The sequence below is a fragment of the Rhizobium indigoferae genome (assembly GCF_034554815.1).
GTDB lineage: Bacteria > Pseudomonadota > Alphaproteobacteria > Rhizobiales > Rhizobiaceae > Rhizobium > Rhizobium leguminosarum.
Genome location: NZ_CP140635.1, coordinates 1,350,748 through 1,369,484 on the forward strand (window position 1 = coordinate 1,350,748; position 18,737 = coordinate 1,369,484).

General features: G+C 60.6%; 19 protein-coding genes, 3 tRNA genes and 1 riboswitch. Of the genes, 17 read left to right on the forward strand and 5 right to left on the reverse strand.

Annotation, left to right across the window (positions count from 1 at the left end; translation table 11 throughout):
• Positions 1 to 145 precede the first annotated feature (145 nt).
• The 4 genes from lon (at position 146) to U5G49_RS06935 (ending at position 6,611) form a co-directional block, all read left to right on the forward strand.
• Positions 146 to 2,563 carry an endopeptidase La gene (gene lon, locus U5G49_RS06920; protein WP_017959927.1) on the forward strand — a complete coding sequence of 806 codons (2,418 nt, stop codon included), beginning with the start codon at positions 146 to 148 and terminating at the stop codon, positions 2,561 to 2,563.
• Positions 2,564 to 2,769: 206 nt separating this feature from the next.
• A complete protein-coding gene (gene hupB / locus U5G49_RS06925) occupies positions 2,770 to 3,045 on the forward strand; it encodes a DNA-binding protein HupB (RefSeq protein WP_003558438.1) in 276 nt (91 codons plus the stop codon).
• A gap of 124 nt (positions 3,046 to 3,169) precedes the next feature.
• A riboswitch (FMN riboswitch) is annotated at positions 3,170 to 3,324 on the forward strand.
• A gap of 84 nt (positions 3,325 to 3,408) precedes the next feature.
• Positions 3,409 to 4,317 carry a riboflavin transporter RibN gene (gene ribN, locus U5G49_RS06930; RefSeq protein ID WP_431312678.1) on the forward strand — a complete coding sequence of 303 codons (909 nt, stop codon included), beginning with the start codon at positions 3,409 to 3,411 and terminating at the stop codon, positions 4,315 to 4,317.
• Positions 4,318 to 4,400: 83 nt separating this feature from the next.
• Complete coding sequence (locus U5G49_RS06935; protein ID WP_193444403.1) at positions 4,401 to 6,611, forward strand: esterase-like activity of phytase family protein; 2,211 nt, start codon at positions 4,401 to 4,403, stop codon at positions 6,609 to 6,611.
• 85 nt (positions 6,612 to 6,696) lie between these two features.
• Here U5G49_RS06935 and U5G49_RS06940 read toward each other — a convergent pair whose 3' ends face one another.
• Positions 6,697 to 7,683, reverse strand: a complete 987-nt coding sequence (locus U5G49_RS06940; protein ID WP_130652184.1) for an aldo/keto reductase — start codon at positions 7,681 to 7,683, stop codon at positions 6,697 to 6,699.
• Positions 7,684 to 7,925: 242 nt separating this feature from the next.
• Here U5G49_RS06940 and U5G49_RS06945 point away from each other — a divergent pair, with 242 nt between their 5' ends.
• Positions 7,926 to 8,327 (forward strand): (R)-mandelonitrile lyase, encoded by a 402-nt coding sequence (locus tag U5G49_RS06945; RefSeq protein WP_018516857.1) that lies wholly within the window; start codon positions 7,926 to 7,928, stop codon positions 8,325 to 8,327.
• Between the two features lie 5 nt (positions 8,328 to 8,332).
• On the opposite strand, the gene U5G49_RS06950 is transcribed toward U5G49_RS06945, so the two are convergent.
• The gene (locus U5G49_RS06950) at positions 8,333 to 8,938 is read right to left on the reverse strand and encodes a class I SAM-dependent methyltransferase (protein WP_065276271.1); all 606 of its coding nucleotides are present in this window, start codon (positions 8,936 to 8,938) and stop codon (positions 8,333 to 8,335) included.
• Between the two features lie 165 nt (positions 8,939 to 9,103).
• On the opposite strand from U5G49_RS06950, the gene U5G49_RS06955 reads away from it, so the two are divergent.
• Together U5G49_RS06955 and U5G49_RS06960 are read left to right on the forward strand one after the other, a co-directional pair.
• Positions 9,104 to 9,457: a hypothetical protein gene (locus U5G49_RS06955; protein ID WP_018241586.1), complete on the forward strand. Its 354-nt coding sequence runs from the start codon at positions 9,104 to 9,106 to the stop codon at positions 9,455 to 9,457.
• A 131-nt stretch (positions 9,458 to 9,588) separates the two neighbouring features.
• Positions 9,589 to 10,137: a glutathione peroxidase gene (locus U5G49_RS06960; protein WP_168298159.1), complete on the forward strand. Its 549-nt coding sequence runs from the start codon at positions 9,589 to 9,591 to the stop codon at positions 10,135 to 10,137.
• 111 nt (positions 10,138 to 10,248) lie between these two features.
• On the opposite strand, the gene U5G49_RS06965 is transcribed toward U5G49_RS06960, so the two are convergent.
• The 3 genes from U5G49_RS06965 to U5G49_RS06975 form a co-directional block, all read right to left on the reverse strand.
• On the reverse strand, positions 10,249 to 10,461 hold the full coding sequence (locus U5G49_RS06965) for a hypothetical protein (RefSeq protein WP_018447536.1): 213 nt from the start codon (positions 10,459 to 10,461) through the stop codon (positions 10,249 to 10,251).
• A 405-nt stretch (positions 10,462 to 10,866) separates the two neighbouring features.
• Positions 10,867 to 11,265, reverse strand: a complete 399-nt coding sequence (locus tag U5G49_RS06970; protein WP_028733659.1) for a hypothetical protein — start codon at positions 11,263 to 11,265, stop codon at positions 10,867 to 10,869.
• 101 nt (positions 11,266 to 11,366) lie between these two features.
• Positions 11,367 to 11,442 (reverse strand) — tRNA-Val (locus U5G49_RS06975).
• A 403-nt stretch (positions 11,443 to 11,845) separates the two neighbouring features.
• On the opposite strand from U5G49_RS06975, the gene U5G49_RS06980 reads away from it, so the two are divergent.
• From U5G49_RS06980 to U5G49_RS07025, 10 genes are all read left to right on the forward strand, one after another.
• A tRNA-Asp gene (locus tag U5G49_RS06980) sits at positions 11,846 to 11,922 on the forward strand.
• An 84-nt stretch (positions 11,923 to 12,006) separates the two neighbouring features.
• Positions 12,007 to 12,083, forward strand: a tRNA-Asp gene (locus tag U5G49_RS06985).
• Positions 12,084 to 12,329: 246 nt separating this feature from the next.
• On the forward strand, positions 12,330 to 12,695 hold the full coding sequence (locus U5G49_RS06990; protein ID WP_010055493.1) for an NADH-quinone oxidoreductase subunit A: 366 nt from the start codon (positions 12,330 to 12,332) through the stop codon (positions 12,693 to 12,695).
• Positions 12,686 to 13,270 (forward strand): NuoB/complex I 20 kDa subunit family protein, encoded by a 585-nt coding sequence (locus U5G49_RS06995; protein WP_003547368.1) that lies wholly within the window; start codon positions 12,686 to 12,688, stop codon positions 13,268 to 13,270. The genes U5G49_RS06990 and U5G49_RS06995 overlap by 10 nt, the downstream gene beginning before the upstream one ends.
• 18 nt (positions 13,271 to 13,288) lie before the next feature.
• Positions 13,289 to 13,891, forward strand: a complete 603-nt coding sequence (locus U5G49_RS07000; protein WP_018241590.1) for an NADH-quinone oxidoreductase subunit C — start codon at positions 13,289 to 13,291, stop codon at positions 13,889 to 13,891.
• Between the two features lie 65 nt (positions 13,892 to 13,956).
• Positions 13,957 to 15,147, forward strand: coding sequence for an NADH-quinone oxidoreductase subunit D (locus tag U5G49_RS07005; protein WP_018241591.1), 1,191 nt, complete (start codon positions 13,957 to 13,959; stop codon positions 15,145 to 15,147).
• The gene (locus U5G49_RS07010) at positions 15,147 to 15,419 is read left to right on the forward strand and encodes a hypothetical protein (RefSeq protein ID WP_018241592.1); all 273 of its coding nucleotides are present in this window, start codon (positions 15,147 to 15,149) and stop codon (positions 15,417 to 15,419) included. Before U5G49_RS07005 ends, U5G49_RS07010 begins: the two co-directional genes overlap by 1 nt.
• Positions 15,420 to 15,435: 16 nt before the next feature.
• Positions 15,436 to 16,602 carry an NADH-quinone oxidoreductase subunit E gene (locus U5G49_RS07015; protein ID WP_193444404.1) on the forward strand — a complete coding sequence of 389 codons (1,167 nt, stop codon included), beginning with the start codon at positions 15,436 to 15,438 and terminating at the stop codon, positions 16,600 to 16,602.
• Positions 16,603 to 16,612: 10 nt separating this feature from the next.
• A complete protein-coding gene (gene nuoF / locus U5G49_RS07020) occupies positions 16,613 to 17,917 on the forward strand; it encodes an NADH-quinone oxidoreductase subunit NuoF (protein WP_003547378.1) in 1,305 nt (434 codons plus the stop codon).
• A 2-nt stretch (positions 17,918 to 17,919) separates the two neighbouring features.
• Positions 17,920 to 18,618: a 5' DNA nuclease gene (locus U5G49_RS07025; protein WP_193444405.1), complete on the forward strand. Its 699-nt coding sequence runs from the start codon at positions 17,920 to 17,922 to the stop codon at positions 18,616 to 18,618.
• Positions 18,619 to 18,737 lie beyond the last annotated feature (119 nt).

An 18,737-nucleotide genomic window follows, 5' to 3' on the forward strand; every position in this document is an offset into this window, starting at 1 on the left:
AGCTGTCACATCCGAGGGACGCGGGCGTTTGCGTGGCTTGAAAAGCGTAGTCAGAACCTCCACTTGTAGCAACAAGTGAGAGTGCCGGCCGGTCCCAAGCGGCCGTGCAAAGAGCCCGGCAACGGGACGATGGAAAGGACATAAAATGACGAAGAAAACGTCTGTAGCGAGCAGCACTGCCTACCCTGTTCTGCCCCTGCGCGACATCGTGGTTTTCCCGCATATGATCGTGCCGCTGTTCGTAGGACGGGAAAAGTCGATCCGTGCGCTCGAAGAGGTCATGGGTTCCGACAAGCAGATCATGCTGGTGACGCAGATCAACGCCAGCGACGACGATCCGGATCCTTCCGCGATCCACAATGTCGGCACCGTGGCGAACGTGTTGCAGCTCTTGAAGCTGCCCGACGGCACCGTGAAGGTTCTGGTCGAAGGCCGCGCCCGCGCCGAGATCGACACCTACACCAGCCGCGAGGATTTCTATGAGGCGCTCGGCCATGTGCTCGAGGAGCCGCATGACGATCCGGTCGAACTGGAAGCCCTGTCGCGTTCGGTCGTCTCCGAATTCGAGAGCTACGTGAAGCTCAACAAGAAGATTTCGCCCGAAGTGGTCGGCGCCGCCAGCCAGATCGACGACTATTCCAAGCTCGCCGATACGGTCGCTTCGCATCTGTCGATCAAGATCACCGAGAAGCAGGAGATGCTGGAGACCACCAGCGTCAAGCAGCGCCTCGAAAAGGCCCTCGGCTTCATGGAAGGCGAGATCTCGGTCCTGCAGGTCGAAAAGCGCATCCGCTCGCGCGTCAAGCGCCAGATGGAGAAGACCCAGCGCGAGTACTACCTGAATGAACAGATGAAGGCGATCCAGAAGGAACTCGGCGACGGCGAGGAAGGCCGCGACGAGATGAGCGAACTGGAAGAGCGCATCTCCAAGACCAAGCTGTCCAAGGAGGCCCGTGAAAAGGCCGATGCGGAACTGAAGAAGCTGCGCCAGATGAGCCCGATGTCGGCGGAAGCCACCGTCGTGCGCAACTATCTGGACTGGCTGCTCGGCATCCCCTGGGGCAAGAAGTCGAAGATCAAGGCCGATCTCAACAATGCCGAGAAGATCCTCGAAGCCGATCACTTCGGTCTCGACAAGGTCAAGGAGCGCATCGTCGAATATCTGGCCGTGCAGGCTCGCGCCACCAAGATCAAGGGCCCGATCCTCTGCCTCGTCGGCCCTCCGGGTGTCGGCAAGACTTCGCTCGCCCAGTCGATCGCCAAGGCGACCGGCCGTGAGTATGTCCGCATGGCGCTTGGCGGCGTTCGTGACGAAGCCGAAATCCGCGGTCACCGCCGCACCTATATCGGCTCGATGCCCGGCAAGGTCATCCAGTCGATGAAGAAGGCGAAGAAGTCCAACCCGCTCTTCCTGCTCGACGAGATCGACAAGCTCGGCCAGGATTATCGCGGCGATCCGTCCTCGGCCCTGCTGGAAGTGCTCGATCCGGCGCAGAACATGACCTTCATGGACCACTATCTGGAAGTCGAATACGACCTGTCGGATGTGATGTTCATCACGACGGCAAATACGCTGAATATTCCAGCGCCCCTGATGGACCGCATGGAGATCATCCGTATCGCCGGCTACACCGAGGATGAAAAGCGCGAAATCGCCAAGCGGCACCTGCTGCCGAAGGCCATCAAGGAACATGCGTTGCAGCCGGAAGAATTCTCGGTCAGCGACGACGCCCTGATGGCGATCAGCCAGCAGTACACCCGCGAAGCCGGCGTCCGCAACTTCGAACGCGAACTGATGAAACTCGCCCGCAAGGCGGTCACCGAGATCATCAAGGGCAAGACGAAGGCCGTTCATGTGACGGCTGCCAACATCTCCGACTACCTGGGCGTCCCGCGCTTCCGCCATGGCGAAGCCGAGGGCGAGGATCAGGTCGGCGTCGTGACCGGTCTTGCCTGGACGGAAGTCGGTGGTGAGCTGCTGACCATCGAAGGCGTGATGATGCCGGGCAAGGGCCGCATGACGGTCACCGGCAATCTGAAGGAAGTCATGAAGGAATCGATCTCGGCAGCGGCCTCCTATGTTCGCTCGCGCGCTGTCGATTTCGGCATCGAGCCGCCGCGCTTCGACAAGAGCGACATCCACGTGCACGTGCCGGAAGGCGCGACGCCGAAGGATGGCCCCTCGGCCGGCGTCGCCATGGCAACCGCGATCGTCTCGATCATGACCGGCATCCCAGTGGACAGGCATGTGGCCATGACCGGTGAAATCACCCTTCGCGGTCGTGTGCTGCCGATCGGTGGTCTCAAGGAAAAGCTGCTCGCAGCGCTTCGCGGCGGCATCAAGAAGGTGCTGATTCCGGAGGAAAACGCCAAGGACCTGGCGGAGATTCCTGACAACGTGAAGAACAACATGGAGATCATCCCGGTATCCCGCATGGGCGAGGTGATCAAGCATGCGCTGATCCGGCGACCGGAGCCGATCGAATGGGACGGCACGGTAGAAACGCCCGTCATCGCAACGGTCGAAGGCCTCGATGAGACAGGCGCAACCATAGCGCATTGAGTGGCCTTTGCCACATTTACGCCCAATTGGGGCAAAACACGCAAAAAGGCTGGCGGAAACGCCAGCCTTTTTTGTGAAAACGTCATGTAGACGCTTGCTTTTCCTTGATTTGCAGGGCTTTTGGGTTTTCGGCGGGCCTGATGAAACCTATTCTGCGCCTAGCTTACTTTTGAGTCGTTTCATACCATTTAGAAAGGGGTGGAAACATGAACAAGAATGAACTCGTGTCCGCAGTAGCCGAAAAGGCAGGACTGACGAAGTCTGACGCGGCTTCCGCTGTTGACGCGGTTTTCGACGTTGTCCAGGCTGAACTCAAGAACAAGGGCGACATCCGCCTCGCGGGTTTCGGCAGCTTCACCGTTTCTCATCGTGCCGCAACGAAGGGCCGTAATCCGTCGACGGGCGCTGAAGTCGACATTCCGGCTCGCAACGTGCCCAAATTCACGCCCGGCAAGGGCCTGAAGGACGCCGTCAACGGCTGATCTGATATTATCCGTCAGCCGGAAACGAGACCGGTTGTCCAGGATTTGAGAGGGGTTCGGCTTTGCCGGACCCCTTTTGCTTTAGGAGCACTCTTGCCGCCGCGCGGGCTTTGATCTACGACATTTCTGTTCTCAGGGCGGGGTGAAACTCCCCACCGGCGGTAAGAGTTTCGGCTCGAGCCCGCGAGCGCCTTCCCTCGTGTCCAAGCGGGGGAAGGGTCAGCAGATCCGGTGCGATTCCGGAGCCGACGGTTAAAGTCCGGATGGAAGAGAATGAGTGTCGGTCGTGCGAAGGGCAGGGGTCTGTCCTGTGTCGCTTGGTCGTGGCTCATGCGTCCTGATTTATGTTGGTCCCTGTTTTGGATGAAAGACATGAATCAGACTTCCCTTGCAGTCTCGCCGTCCCGCGCCGTTGTCGGTGCACTCTGGATGGTGCTTGCCGGCATTGCTTTTTCGCTTCTCAACGTCGTCACCCAATGGCTGACGATGAAGCTTGCCTTTCCCTCGGCGTCGGCAGCCTTCTGGCAATATGGCTTCGCCTTCCTGTTTTCGTTGCCGTTCCTTAAGAGGCTCGGCCTCGCGGCGATGCGCACGCACTATCCCTGGCGTCACCTCGCGCGCGTCGCGCTTGCCGCGCTCGGCGTCGAGGCCTGGGTCGCCGGCCTTGCCGCCGTGCCGATCTGGCAGGCGATCGCACTGGTGATGACCTCGCCCTTCTTCATCATTCTGGGTGCCCGGCTTTTCCTCGGTGAGCGCGTCGGCCCGGCCCGCTGGGCCGCGACGGCGGCGGGTTTCACCGGAGCGATGATCATCCTGCAGCCATGGTCGGACGGCTTTGGCTGGGCAGCACTCCTGCCTGTGCTCTCGGCGCTGCTGTGGGGCGCCTCGTCGTTGATCACCAAAAGCCTAACGGGCATTGAACGACCGGAGACGATCACCGTCTGGCTGCTCGTTCTGCTGACCCCGATAAACGGCGGGCTGGCGCTTGCGGCAGGTTTTGCAGTGCCGACGGGTGCAACACTTGCCCTGTTCCTGCTGGCGGGGCTGCTGACCGCCGCAGCGCAGTATTTCCTGACGCTTGCCTATGCCGCAGCCGATGCCGCCTACGTCCAGCCATTCGATGATCTTAAGCTGCCGTTGAACGTGCTGGCCGGTTGGCTGTTCTTTGGCTATGCGCCGGCGGGTTACCTTTGGCTGGGAGCAGCTCTCATCCTGTCTGCCTCGCTCTTCATCATGCGAAACGAGATGCGCCGGGAGCGCAAACCAGCCTGACGTGGTCTGGCGCAAAATGTCGCCTCTGTCATGCCTCTGTCATGCCGCTCGCGCAGAAAACTCCTGTTTCGAATGTTCGACACATGGGGGATTTCATGACAATTTCATCGCGCAAGGCAGCGCTCGCTGCCGTGCTTCTCGCATCCGTTGCCTTTCCGGCCGCGGCCGAACCGGTTTTCAATCGCATCGCTTCCTTCCCGGTTGCGCAGAACCTGCCGGCTGACAAGGACAAGCTTTCGGTGAGCTCCGCCGAAATCATCACCGCGACCGACGACGGCAACACGCTGATCTATAGCGACAGCCCGCTCGGCGCGATCGGCTTCATCGACATTACCGATGCCAAGGCTCCGAAGGCCGGCGGCGCGGTGATGATGGACGGCGAGCCGACATCGGTCACCTCGAGCGCCGGCAAGGCGCTCGTTGCCGTCAACACTTCCGAAAACAAGGCGAAGCCCTCGGGCCGTCTCGCCATCGTCGACGTGGCGACCAAGAAGATCGAGAACAGCTGTGATCTCGGCGGCCAGCCGGATTCGATCGCCCTCAACAAGGATAAGACGCTCGGCACCATCGCGATCGAAAACGAGCGCGACGAAAAGGTCAATGACGGCAAGATCCCGCAAATGCCGGCTGGCGACCTCGTCGTCTTCCAGGTCAAGAACGGCACCGTCGATTGCGGCACGATCAAGCACGTGGCGCTGACCGGGCTTGCCGGCGTCGCCCCGGAGGATCCGGAGCCGGAATTCGTCGCCTTCAACAGCCTGAACGAGATTGCTCTGACGCTGCAGGAAAACAACGAAATCGTCATCATCGACGCCAACACGGCTGAAGTGAAGACGCATTTCACCGCCGGCAGCGTCGATCTCACCGGTATCGACACCAAGCGTGACGGCGCCCTGAAATTCTCGGGCGAAGCCAAAGGCGTGCTGCGCGAGCCCGATGCTGTGAAGTGGTTGGACGACAACCGCCTCGTCGTCGCCAATGAAGGCGACTACCAGGGCGGCTCGCGCGGCTTCACCATCTTCGACAAGACGGGTAAGCTTCTCTACGAATCGGGCGCATCCTTCGAACGCGCCGTCGCCCATATCGGCCACTATCCGGAAAGCCGGTCAGCATCGAAGGGCGTCGAGCCGGAAGGCCTCGAAGCCGCCAAGTTCGGGGACGATCAGTATTTCTTCCTGCTCGCCGAGCGTGCTTCGGTCGTCGGCGTCTATAAGGATACCGGTGCCGATCCCGAACTCGTCCAGCTGCTGCCGTCCGGCATGTCGCCGGAAGGCGCGATCGCCATCCCTAGGCGCAATCTCCTCGCGACTGCCAACGAACTCGACCTCGGCAAGGATGGCGGCGCGCGCTCGCATGTGATGATCTACGAGCGCTCGGAAGGCGAAAAGGCCTATCCGCAGATCGTCTCCGCCGAGAAGGACGGCAATCCGATCGGCTTTGCAGCCCTTTCGGGTCTCGCAGCCGTTCCGGGCAAGCCGGGCATGCTCTACGCCGTCAGCGACAGCGTTCTGGGTTCGCATCCGACGATCTACACGATCGATGCCAGCAAGAAGCCGGCCGTCATCACCGATGCCCTCGTCGTCAAGCGTGACGGCGCCCCGGCCCAGAAGCTCGACATCGAAGGCATCGCGGCTGCTGCCGATGGCTCCTTCTGGCTCGCCTCGGAAGGTTACAGCGAGCGTCTGGTTCCGCATGCCCTCTACAACGTCAATGCCAAGGGCGACATCAAGGTCGAGATCGCCCTGCCGAAGGAGCTCGTCGCTAACGAAATCCGCTACGGCTTCGAAGGCGTGACCGTTGTCGGCACCGGCGACGATGCGACGCTGTGGATGGCGGTCCAGCGTGAGTGGAGCGATGACGAGAAGGGCTTCGTCAAGCTCGTCTCCTACAATCCGAAGAAGAAGGAATGGGGTGCTGTGCGCTATCCACTCGACAAGACGGAAAGCGGCTGGGTCGGCCTGTCGGAAATCTCGGCTCAGGGCGACAGCGTCTACATCATCGAGCGCGACAACCTCGTCGGTGATGCCGCCAGGCTGAAGAAGCTCTACAAGGTCGCGATATCGGACCTGAAGCCCGCCAAGCTCGGCGGCGAGCTGCCGGTCGTCAAGAAGACCGAAGCCCACGACTTCCTCGGTGAGCTGAAGACCGCGACCAACGGCTACGTGCTGGACAAGCTTGAAGGCTTCGCCTTCGACGCATCGGGCAAGCCCTATGCGGTCACCGACAATGACGGCGTCAGCGACTCCTCCGGCGAGACCCTGTTCTTTCCGGTCGATCTCGTCGGCACGAACTGAGCCCACCAACTGACCTTGACGGATCGATGACACGAAAATGGCCGGGTTTTCGCCCGGCCATTTTCGTTTCGAAATGTCGGACGGCCTACCAGCGCTGATGCACATGCGGCGCGATCAGCCGCTCGTAAATCTCGCGCGTTGCTGCCATGACATCGGCCGAAAGCGGCGCCAGATTGGCAGCAGCCGCATTGCCCTTGGCCTGCTCGGCGTTACGCGCGCCGGGGATGACGACGGTGACGGCGTCGCTCATCAGGATCCAGCGGAGCGCGAAGGCGGCCATGGTGGCGCCCTCGGGCACCAGCTTGCGCACCTCTTCCACCGCCTGCAGGCCGACCTCGAAGGGCACCCCGGCAAAGGTCTCGCCGACATCGAAGGCTTCGCCGTTGCGGTTGAAATTGCGGTGGTCGTCGCTGGCGAAATGTGTGTCCCGGGTGATCTTTCCGGAGAGAAGACCGCTGGCGAGCGGTACGCGGACGATGATCGCCACGTTCCTGCGGCGTGCTTCCTGGAAGAACAGGTGATCGGGGCGCTGGCGGAAGATGTTGTAGATGATCTGGATGCTGACGACGCCGGGATATTCGATCGCCTTCAGGCCGTCCTCCACCTTTTCGACGCTGACGCCGTAACCCTTGATCTTGCCGGCCTTCTGCAGCTCGTTCAGGTCCTCGAAGACCTCCGGCTGGTAAAGCACCTCACGCGGCGGGCAGTGGAGCTGCACGAGGTCGAGACTGTCGACGGCAAGATTCGTCAGGCTGCGGTCGATGAAGCCTTCGAGATTAGCCTTGGTGTAGCCTTCCGCGACATGCGGGTTGAGGCGGCGGCCCGCCTTGGTAGCGACCATCGGACGCACATCGCCGCGCGTCTTCAGCACGTCGGCAATGATCTTTTCCGAGCGCCCGTCGCCATAGACGTCAGCCGTATCGATGAATGTCATGCCGGCATCGAGCGCGGCATTGAGCGCCGCGCGTCCGTCGGCCTCGCTGATATCGCCCCAGGAGCCGCCGATCTGCCAGGCGCCGAAGCCGACATTGGTGACGGTGAAGGGCATGCGGCCAAAAGCATGGTGTTTCATGAAAAATCCTCCCTACTACATGTCGCCCGGAAGTGTGCGGGGACAACGACATGCATAAAAACAAAGAGCCAAAGCGCATCGCATGAATCAAGCACGATGCGACGCGCTTTGGTGATGAAAGCCACTGGAACTATCAGGCGGGTGACTCCGCGGCAATTACCGATCCGGCTTTGATTGGTCGCCTCGATGAAATATCGTCGCGATATAAGGCTTCAACCGCAATGAATGGAAAAGGAAAGATCATGGAGATCAAACCCGCCGGCTCTCGCCCCTCGACGAAGCCACCGGCCGACTATTTCACCGGCGCCGTTCGCCAGGATCCGCTGATGGAAACGCCGGCGCCGGCACGGGCGAGGGCGGTCTCCGTCACCTTTGAACCCGGCGCCCGCACGGCCTGGCATACGCATCCGCTCGGCCAGACACTGATCGTGACATCAGGTAAGGGCCTCGCCCAGAGCTGGGGCGAGGACATCCGCGAGATCCGCCCCGGCGATACCGTCTGGTTCGCGCCAGGCGAAAAACATTGGCACGGCGCTGCCCCGGACACGGCGATGACGCATATCGCCATCCATGAAGCGCTGGACGGCAGCCACGTCGACTGGATGGAAAAGGTCAGCGACGAGCAATATTCCGGTAAAATGTGAGCTGATCAGAGCCGTTTCAGGCAATAGGAAAAATGCGCGTGCGATTCGACCGTCAGGAACTCGAATTGCCAGCCGTAATCCTTGCAGAATTTGGTGACCGCCTCGACGACGCCATAGACGATCGGCTTGACCGTATTGCCGGTGCAGAAATCATGCCCGGCAATACGCCCCGTCCGCTTCACCTTCTTTTCGCAGAGCTGGAGTTCCTGCCAGGTGAGCTCGAAGGAATGGTCGGTATCGATATAGGCCCAATCGAGGAAATCGTCCTCGAATTCGGCAAGCTTGTCGAGCGATGTGCCTTGCATCAGATGCAGCCGGCCGGCCGCGATCTCGGCCGCGAAATTCGTGTGGATCGCATCGAGCCCGGAGCTGTAGCGATCCATTGACCAGGGATCGATGAGGTAGAGCTGCGCCGGGCGATTCTTTTCCAGGATCTCCGCCGTATATTCGCCAAAGGCTGCCCCGACCTCGACGCCGATGCCGCCGTTCGGGATCCGATAAAGCAATTCGCCGCGATCCGGCAGCAGCCGGGCGTTTTCCATATGATGGGCGCTGAGCGGGGTGCGCGGCATGCTCGCCCGGAGCGCCTGCCTTTCTTCACGTGTCTTCATTTCTGATCTCGGGATTGCGGGCGACTGACAGCCCTGATGCGGTTTGACGGCAAGGTAGGAGCAGCCGGCACCGATGACAACCGCATGACGGGAATTTGCTTCTTTCGAACAAACCGCTAAGTTCCATCTGTGAACTGACGAAAAAGCCTCGGGAGGAGCGATTTCATGAGACGCATGTGGCCTGAAGAATTCAACGCCATCATCAGCGGAGCTGAGGAGGTGATGTTGGAAACACCAGCCGAGGCCGGCGAAGCGCCGCTGCAGCGCAAGGCGCTGAAGGCGCGAATCACCATGCAGGATTACGAGCGGATCTGGCCGCTCGCCGAGATGCGCTTCCGGCTTGGTGAAAGAGATGGCAAGGCCATCACGCTGATCACCACCAATCCCCACTACCACGCCTGGCACCCGAAGGACGGCGGCAGCGTCGATTCCGTGTCGGACAGCGGCCGCCATTACAAGACGGATTATCTCGTCGTGCACTTCCTGCTCGACGACGTGAAGGAAACGTCTCCCGCCTGAGGCTAAGGCCCGGTGCGGCCGGAAGCCGTACCGGCGTCCTGTGGAAGCCAAGTTGATCCCGACGCTGATGACAACGGCGGCGATATCGCTAAGCTTGGGCGAACCATATCCTTACGAAATTGGAGGTTCCCGTGACGGGCAACGTGCTGGATATCCCGGTCAAGACTGTGGATGGTCGTGAGACCACGCTCAACGAATACAGGGGCAGGGTGCTCTTGGTCGTCAATGTCGCCTCGAAATGCGGGCTGACCGTCCAATATGAGGGGCTGGAAAAGCTCTATGGGGAAAAGCGCGAGCGCGGCTTCGTCATCGCCGCTTTCCCCGCCAACGACTTCAAGGGTCAGGAGCCCGGCACCGACGCCGAGATCCTCGATTTCTGCACCAGCACCTATGACGTCACCTTCCCGATCTTCTCGAAGATCTCGGTCAAGGGCGAGGCCCAGCACCCGCTTTACCGGCAGCTGACCAAGTCGGGTGTCGCGACGACGGGTGACGGCCCGATGCGCGAACGCCTGAAATCCCATGGCATGACAGGCGGAGATGAGGACGACATCCTCTGGAACTTCGAGAAATTCCTGATCGGCCGCGACGGCAAAGTCGCCGCCCGTTTCGCGCCTGACGTGACGGCGGACGATTCGCGGCTGGTTTCCGCTGTGGATAAAGAACTGGCGAAGGCATGAATGGTGGGCCATGAGCACCCACCGGACAGCGGGATGCTCACTACCCCGATCACGCTCTCACATCTCAGTCGGAGAAAATGAGAAAGCGCATCCGGCGCCGTTCCAAGATCCTCAGATCCCAAGCACGGTCACAAGCGGGGGCGTAAAGTTCTTGAAGCCCACCCTCGGCCAGTCGCACCTCTTGTCGAATTTCGTCTTTGGTTCGTGGCGCTGGCATGTCGGATTCGTCTTGAATGCATATCCGGGCAGGGCGACGTATGTGGCACTTGGCGTGCCAAGGGCAATCGCGATGCACAGCATCAATGCGGAGCGCAGGGTCCTCATGGCACACCTCCAGGCGTGATGAACCTTCAAGCGCGGAGACTTTCCGGGCGGCGAATTCTCCCACTTTTGCCGGCCCCTATCCATTCGCCCAATAGGAGGTGGCGCGGTGGTTGGGAGTAGTCCGTTTTGCGGAGCGCTGGCGGGACGGCGCGCATCTGAAGCTGCCGGGATGTACGTCTTGCTGCGCCGGAACGTCTTGCCGCATGCTGCCTCGAGAACGCAGTCCTGCCCACAACTCGGACCGTGGTGTGCCGCCGAACGGGGGCATCGGCAGCCAGTTCACCGGATACGGAGAGTCGTGACGAAGCGATAGGCAGCGGGTGGGTTTTCGGCGTGGATGTAATCGCATGAAATGGCAGACGATGGGCGTCCTCCAAACGGCGAGGGATGCCCATCACCCCACAGTCACTTCTGCGTGAGAGAAAATGAGAAGGCGCACCGGGCGCCGCTCATAAATGAAACGCGGTTTTGGAAAAACGAAAACGTATATTTATCGCCACTTTGACCGCTGTCTCTGAAAGACGCGGGGAATCGGCTGATGGTGCTTAAGACGCCGCGCTGGCTGGCTTTGCTGATTTCCAAGCTGCAGGCTGAATTGTCGGCATCGACCGAAAAATTAATCGGCAGATCTGACTGCATTCTCAGCAGATATGTTCTGGCTTCACGCGCCGGGGTTTCTCCCGAGGTTGTAATCGCCTGATCCCCGGCAGACAGGAACACCTCTTGCGCTGGCTCTCTGGCAATGCACGGCGGCGCAGCCACGCTGGCGAGAAGCAGCGTAGAGATGATGGCAACGGTTTTCATGAGGTGTCTCCTGACAAAACACCTTGCGCAGATCCTGATCGGATTAGCGAGCTAATTCGGGAGTCTAATTCCGATGAACAAGCAGCAGGAAAGATTGAAAATGGTGGGCGATGAGAGACTCGAACTCCCGACATCCTCGGTGTAAACGAGGCGCTCTACCAACTGAGCTAATCGCCCATCGCAAACGAAGCCGGATCGGCCTGCCGCGTTGGTGGCCGTGATCTATGCGGATCGCGGCAAAACCGCAAGAGTGTTTGTGAAGATTTTTTGATTTTTTTGGCGGTGGCCCCGTGTCTTCAATGCCGCTTAGGTTTGGCTCGGCTGTGGAAAAGTGAGGGGAGGGCGGCGAGCATCTCCGTTTCGAAGGCGGTGCGTCTGCGCCTGAGCATCGCTGCGGAAGACGGAAGTGCCGGCTTTTGTTCGTCTGGCACCCAACCCGCAGAAACATTTCACGGACTGTCATGGTTTTGTCTCCAAACCTGCTTGACACTAAAAGGCGAACCCCGTAGTTAGCCGCTCATCGAAACGGGCAGCCGTTTTGGAGAGGGTGCGAAGGCATCCGGACTGCTTGAAATGAATTGCGGGTGTAGCTCAGTTGGTTAGAGTGCCGGCCTGTCACGCCGGAGGTCGCGGGTTCGAGCCCCGTCACTCGCGCCATTTCAAGTCTTGTAAAACGCAAATGCGATTTGTCGTTTGTCCGGTTCTCTTCTTCCTCGCGGCCGCAAAATGGCCGATCAATGCGCGGGTGTAGCTCAGTCGGTTAGAGTGCCGGCCTGTCACGCCGGAGGTCGCGGGTTCGAGCCCCGTCACTCGCGCCATTTCTCTTGAAAGCTATGCAGTTTCCAGTGGTCCGGCATGCGCGCTGAAGCGGCTTGCGCGGATTTGTCGCGACATCATTGCATGTGCTTGATAGTGTCCCTCGGCTACTCGTCGAATTGCTTCTGTAAAAGTCTTGCGCCGGGGCTTCGGCTGCGCTAACCACGGCTTGTTGCAACGCACGTTCGCTTGCCGGGCATTTGCCCAAATGCGCCACCTGGCGTCTCCGGCAAACAGGGATGAACATGATGACTGAACTACTCAGTTCTTATATTCCAATCGCTATCTTCATTGCTATTGCGCTCGTGATCGGTCTGGCGCTGCTCATCGCGCCGTTCGCCGTGGCTTTCAAAGCGCCAGATTCGGAAAAGCTCTCGGCTTACGAATGCGGCTTCAACGCTTTCGACGACGCCCGCATGAAGTTCGACATCCGCTTCTACCTCGTGTCGATCCTCTTCATCATCTTCGACCTCGAAGTCGCCTTCCTCTTCCCCTGGGCCGTTTCCTTCGGCGCCATCGGCTGGTTCGGCTTCTGGTCCATGATGGTCTTCCTTCTCGTGCTGACCATCGGCTTTATCTATGAATGGAAGAAGGGAGCCCTGGAATGGGAGTAGCCCCTGTGAGCAATCAGCCGCTCGTCGCACAGCAGCCAAAAGGGATCATCGATCCTTCGACCGGCAAGCCGATCGGCAGCAACGACCCATTTTTCGGTGAGATCAACAACGAGCTCGCCGACAAGGGTTTTCTCGTCACCTCCACCGACGAGCTGATCAACTGGGCCCGCACCGGCTCGCTGATGTGGATGACCTTCGGCCTTGCCTGCTGCGCCGTCGAAATGATGCAGCTGTCGATGCCGCGTTACGACGTCGAGCGCTTTGGTTTTGCGCCGCGCGCCTCGCCGCGCCAGTCCGACGTGATGATCGTCGCCGGCACGCTGACCAACAAGATGGCGCCGGCGCTGCGTAAGGTCTATGACCAGATGCCCGAGCCGCGTTATGTCATCTCGATGGGCTCCTGCGCCAATGGCGGCGGCTATTATCACTATTCCTATTCGGTGGTGCGCGGTTGCGACCGCATCGTGCCGATCGACATCTACGTGCCGGGCTGTCCCCCCACGGCAGAGGCGCTGCTTTATGGCGTGCTTCTGCTGCAGAAGAAGATCCGGCGTACCGGCACGATCGAACGCTAAGGGTTAAGGACAAGGCATATGAGTGAAGCCCTGACTGAGCTTGCGTCCTACCTTGGCGAAGCGCGCGCCAACCTGATCGCCGCATCGCAGATGAAGTATGGCGAGCTGACGCTGACGACGACGGGTGAAAACCTGGTCGCGCTTCTGACCTTCCTGCGCGACGACGCCAAATGCGGTTTCGTCAACCTGATCGATATTTGCGGGGTCGACTGGCCGCAGCGCGAGTTGCGTTTCGATGTCGTCTACCACCTGCTGTCGCCGAAGAAGAACCTGCGCATCCGCGTCAAGGTCGCGACCGACGAGGATACGCCGGTTCCGTCGGCCTGCCCCGTCTATCCAGGTGCCGACTGGTTCGAGCGCGAGACTTGGGACATGTATGGCGTGCTCTTCACCGGCCATCCGGACCTGCGCCGCATCCTGACTGACTATGGCTTCGAAGGCCATCCGCTGCGCAAGGACTTCCCGACCACCGGCTTCGTCGAAGTGCGTTACGACGACGCCGCAAAGCGCGTCGTCTACGAGCCGGTCGAGCTGAAGCAGGAATTTCGCAACTTCGACTTTATGTCGCCTTGGGAAGGCACGGAGTATGTGCTGCCCGGCGACGAAAAAGCGAAGCAATAAATTCAAGGCGGCTGGTGGGCTTAGCCCGCCATTCACTGGTTATCTGAGAACGCGAGCCCATCGCCATGACAGAACATAACGTCCGCAACTTCAACATCAACTTCGGACCGCAGCATCCGGCGGCGCATGGCGTTCTTCGTCTTGTCCTGGAGCTTGACGGCGAAATTGTGGAGCGTGTCGATCCGCATATAGGCCTTTTGCATCGCGGCACCGAGAAGCTGATCGAGACAAAGACCTATCTTCAGGCCGTGCCCTATTTCGATCGTCTCGACTACGTCGCGCCGATGAACCAGGAACATGCCTATGCGATGGCCGTCGAAAAGCTGCTCGGCATTGAGATCCCGATTCGCGGCCAGCTGATCCGCGTTCTCTATTCGGAAATCGGTCGTATCCTCTCGCACCTTCTGAACGTCACGACGCAGGCCATGGACGTCGGCGCGCTGACGCCGCCGCTCTGGGGCTTCGAAGAGCGTGAAAAGCTGATGGTGTTCTACGAGCGCGCCAGCGGCTCACGCATGCACGCCGCCTATTTCCGTCCGGGTGGCGTCCACCAGGATCTGCCCGAACAGCTCGTGCAGGATATCGGCAACTGGTGCGACCCGTTCCTGAAGGCGCTCGACGACATCGACAACCTGTTGACCGGCAATCGTATCTTCAAGCAGCGCAACGTCGATATCGGCGTCGTCTCGCTGGAGGAATGCTGGGCTTGGGGCTTCTCCGGCGTCATGGTGCGCGGTTCGGGTGCGGCCTGGGATCTGCGTCGCGCCCAGCCGTATGAATGTTACTCCGATCTCGAATTCGACATTCCGATCGGCAAGAATGGCGACAACTACGACCGCTATCTGATCCGCATGATCGAGATGCGCGAGTCGGTTCGCATCATGAAGCAATGCGTCAACCGGCTGCTCTCGGATGCCAAGACCGGTCCCTTCTCGTCGATTGACGGCAAGGTGGTGCCGCCGAAGCGCGGCGAGATGAAGCGTTCGATGGAAGCGCTGATCCACCACTTCAAACTCTATACCGAAGGCTACCACGTGCCGGCCGGCGAGGTTTACGCCGCCGTCGAGGCGCCGAAGGGCGAGTTCGGCGTCTATCTGGTCTCCGACGGCACCAACAAGCCCTATCGCTGCAAGATCCGCGCCCCGGGCTACGCCCATCTGCAGGCCATGGATTTCATGTGCCGCGGCCACCAGCTTGCCGACGTCGCGGCCGTCCTCGGCTCGCTCGACATCGTCTTCGGTGAGGTGGACCGCTGATGCAGCTTCTGCCGCTGGCCGTCGTAATCCTTCTTTCGGCATCCGGGGTTTCGGCTCAGGAGTCCGATAGCCTCGGCACGCCGCTGGGCCGTAAGGAAGAGACGCCGCCGGCGCAGCAATCGTCCATGGGCGAGCTTTTGTCCAAGGGCTATCAGATCAAGGCTGCCATTCCGAACGGCAGCAAATTCGTAGTGTTTATGCAAAAAGACCAGTCGGCCTATGCCTGCGAAATGCAGTCTTTGACCGCTTCGCGGTGTGGAACCCTAAACTGACAAGGCGTGAGGAAGAATGTCCGTTCGTCGATTAGCCGAAGATCAATTCCAGCCTGCCGCATTCGCCTTCAGCGATGAGAATGCGGTCTGGGCGGACAAGACGATCCAGAAATACCCCGCCGGCCGCCAGCAATCGGCGGTCATTCCGCTGTTGATGCGGGCGCAGGAGCAGGACGGCTGGGTCACGCGCGCGGCGATCGAAAAGATCGCCGACATGCTCGACATGGCCTATATAAGAGTGCTCGAGGTCGCGACCTTCTATACGCAGTTCCAGCTGCACCCTGTGGGAACGCGCGCCCATGTCCAGGTCTGCGGCACGACGCCCTGCATGCTGCGCGGCTCGGAAGCGCTGATGTCGGTCTGCAAGAGCAAGATCCATGCCCATGCCTTCGAGCGTAACGCCGAAGGAACGTTGTCCTGGGAAGAGGTCGAATGTCTCGGGGCCTGTGTCAACGCCCCGATGGTGATGATCGGCAAGGACACCTATGAGGACCTGACGCCCGAGCGTCTCGAAGAGATCATCGACGTCTTTGCCGCCGGCAATGGCGCCAGCATCAAGCCCGGCACCCAGATCGACCGCGTGTTTTCGGCGCCTGAAGGCGGCCTGACCTCGCTGACGACGGAAGAGCCGAAGGCAAGGACGCGCGCCAAGAAGGCCAATGCCGAAACCGTGTCGGCTCAAGTCGACGCCGCGCCGGTTCCGCCCTCCGAGGCCGCCCGCCCGAAGAGCACCGACGCCGAGACCAATGCTGCCCTGAAGACGCCGGCAACGGCGCCGAAGGCGGCTGCGAAAAACGCCAAGGCTGCCGAGCAGCAGCCGATATCAGGCACTGCGGCTGCCGAACCGGCGCCGAAAGCTGCCGTCAAGGCTGAAGCTGCCCCTGCGGCAAAGCCTGCTCTGACCGACAAGAACCGTCCGGCCGGCGTCGAAAAGCCTGCCGCACCGGATGATCTGAAGATGATCTCGGGTGTCGGCCCGAAAATCGAGGCGACGTTGAACGAAATCGGCATCTTCACCTTTGCGCAGGTCGCAGGCTGGAAGACGGCCGAACGCGAATGGGTCGACGGCTACCTGAACTTCCGCGGCCGCATCGAGCGCGATGACTGGGTCAAGCAGGCCAAGGCGCTCGCCAAGGGCGGGGAAGCGGAATATATCAAGGTCTTCGGCAAGAAGCCGCGGTAAGAGGTGAAGCATGTTACAAGATAAAGACCGCATCTTTACCAATATCTACGGCCTCAAGGACAAATCCCTGAAGGGCGCGATGAGCCGCGGCCACTGGGACGGCACCAAGCAGATCCTCGAAAAGGGCCGCGACTGGATCATCAACGAGATGAAGGCGTCTGGTCTTCGCGGTCGTGGCGGCGCCGGTTTCCCCACAGGTCTCAAATGGTCCTTCATGCCGAAGGAAAGCGACGGCCGCCCACATTACCTCGTCGTCAACGCTGACGAATCGGAGCCCGGCACCTGCAAGGACCGCGATATCATGCGCCACGATCCGCATACGCTGATCGAAGGCTGTGTCATCGCGAGCTTCGCCATGGGCGCCAATGCGGCCTACATCTATGTGCGCGGCGAATATATAAGAGAGCGCGAAGCGCTGCAGGCGGCGATCGACGAATGCTATGATTATGGCCTGCTCGGCAAGAACAACAAGCTCGGCTGGGACATGGACATCTTCGTCCATCACGGCGCCGGCGCCTATATCTGCGGCGAGGAAACCGCGCTGCTCGAAAGCCTCGAAGGCAAGAAGGGCCAGCCGCGCCTGAAGCCGCCGTTCCCGGCCAATATGGGTCTCTACGGCTGCCCGACGACGGTCAACAATGTCGAATCGATCGCTGTTGCGCCGACGATCCTGCGCCGCGGCGCCGGTTGGTTCTCGGCCATCGGCCGCCCGAACAATGTCGGCACCAAGCTGTTCATGCTCTCCGGCCACGTCAACAAGCCGTGCACGGTCGAAGAGGAAATGGGTATCACCTTCCGCGAACTGGTCGACCGCCATGCCGGCGGCATCCGCGGCGGCTGGGACAACCTGCTTGCCGTCATTCCGGGCGGGGCGTCCTGCCCGATCGTTCCGGCCAAGGACATCATCGATTGCCCGATGGATTTCGACGGCCTGCGCGGCGTCGGCTCTTCCTTCGGTACTGCCGCCGCGATCGTCATGGACAAGTCCACCGACGTCATCAAGGCGATCGCCCGTATCTCCGCCTTCTTCAAGCATGAGAGCTGCGGCCAGTGCACGCCCTGCCGCGAAGGCACCGGCTGGATGTGGCGCGTGATGGAACGCATGGCCAAGGGCAATGCCCAGAAGCGCGAAATCGACATGCTGTTCCAGGTGACGAAGCAGATCGAGGGCCATACCATCTGTGCGCTGGGCGATGCAGCCGCATGGCCGGTGCAGGGTCTGATCCGTAACTTCCGTCCCGAGATCGAAAAGCGCATCGACCAGTATACGGCAAGCGCCCTCGATCACGGTGCGGTTCTGGAGGCGGCTGAATAATCATGGCGGACAACGCATCCAAGGTTGGGAAGAAGGAAGAAGTCACCGATTTCGCGGCCGGTTTCGGCCGTCTTGCCGCCGAGATGCTGGAAAATGCACGGGCGATGCCGGTGCATCCGCTGATGGCACATCCCGCTGCAGCCTTTGCTGCCGCAACGGCGATCGGCTTCGGTTTCTCGACCCAGATGGCGGGCGCCTTCTTCGGCGCCTTCCAGAGCGCCCTGGAAACGACCGGCAAGGTCGCGGCCGCCCTCGATGACACGCCGCCGGACGAACTGAAGCCCGATGTCGATATCCGGCCGGAGAATATTCGCCCGGATGTCAGGGCTTTCACCAAGCCGCCGGCTGAGAAGAAGGCAAGGCCGACCCTGACTGTTGTCAAGCCGGTCAGCGAGCCGACCCCAGCCAGCCACACGAAGCCAGCAAGCCAAGTGAAGACCAGCCAACCAAAGCCGGCTGTGAAGGCAAAACCGGTTGCGCGTAGGAAGGCCGACGATCTGAAGCTGATCGCCGGCATCGGCCCGAAGCTGGAGCAGGTGCTGAATGCCAAGGGCATTCGCAACTTCGCTGAGATCGCCGCCTGGACCGACGAGGAAATCGCCCGGCTCGACGCCGAACTCGGCTTCAATGGCCGCATCGGCCGTGACGACTGGACCGGTCAGGCGAAAATTCTGGCGGGACGGGGCCGCAGGAAGAAATGAACTGTCCGGCCGTGCAATCGGCCGGAAGGATGGGCAGATCGGCGGACGGGCGGGGACCTCAAGCTGTAGATGCCGGTGCGGGTTCCGGGTCTGGAATGCGCGACAGAGAATTTGGGCGA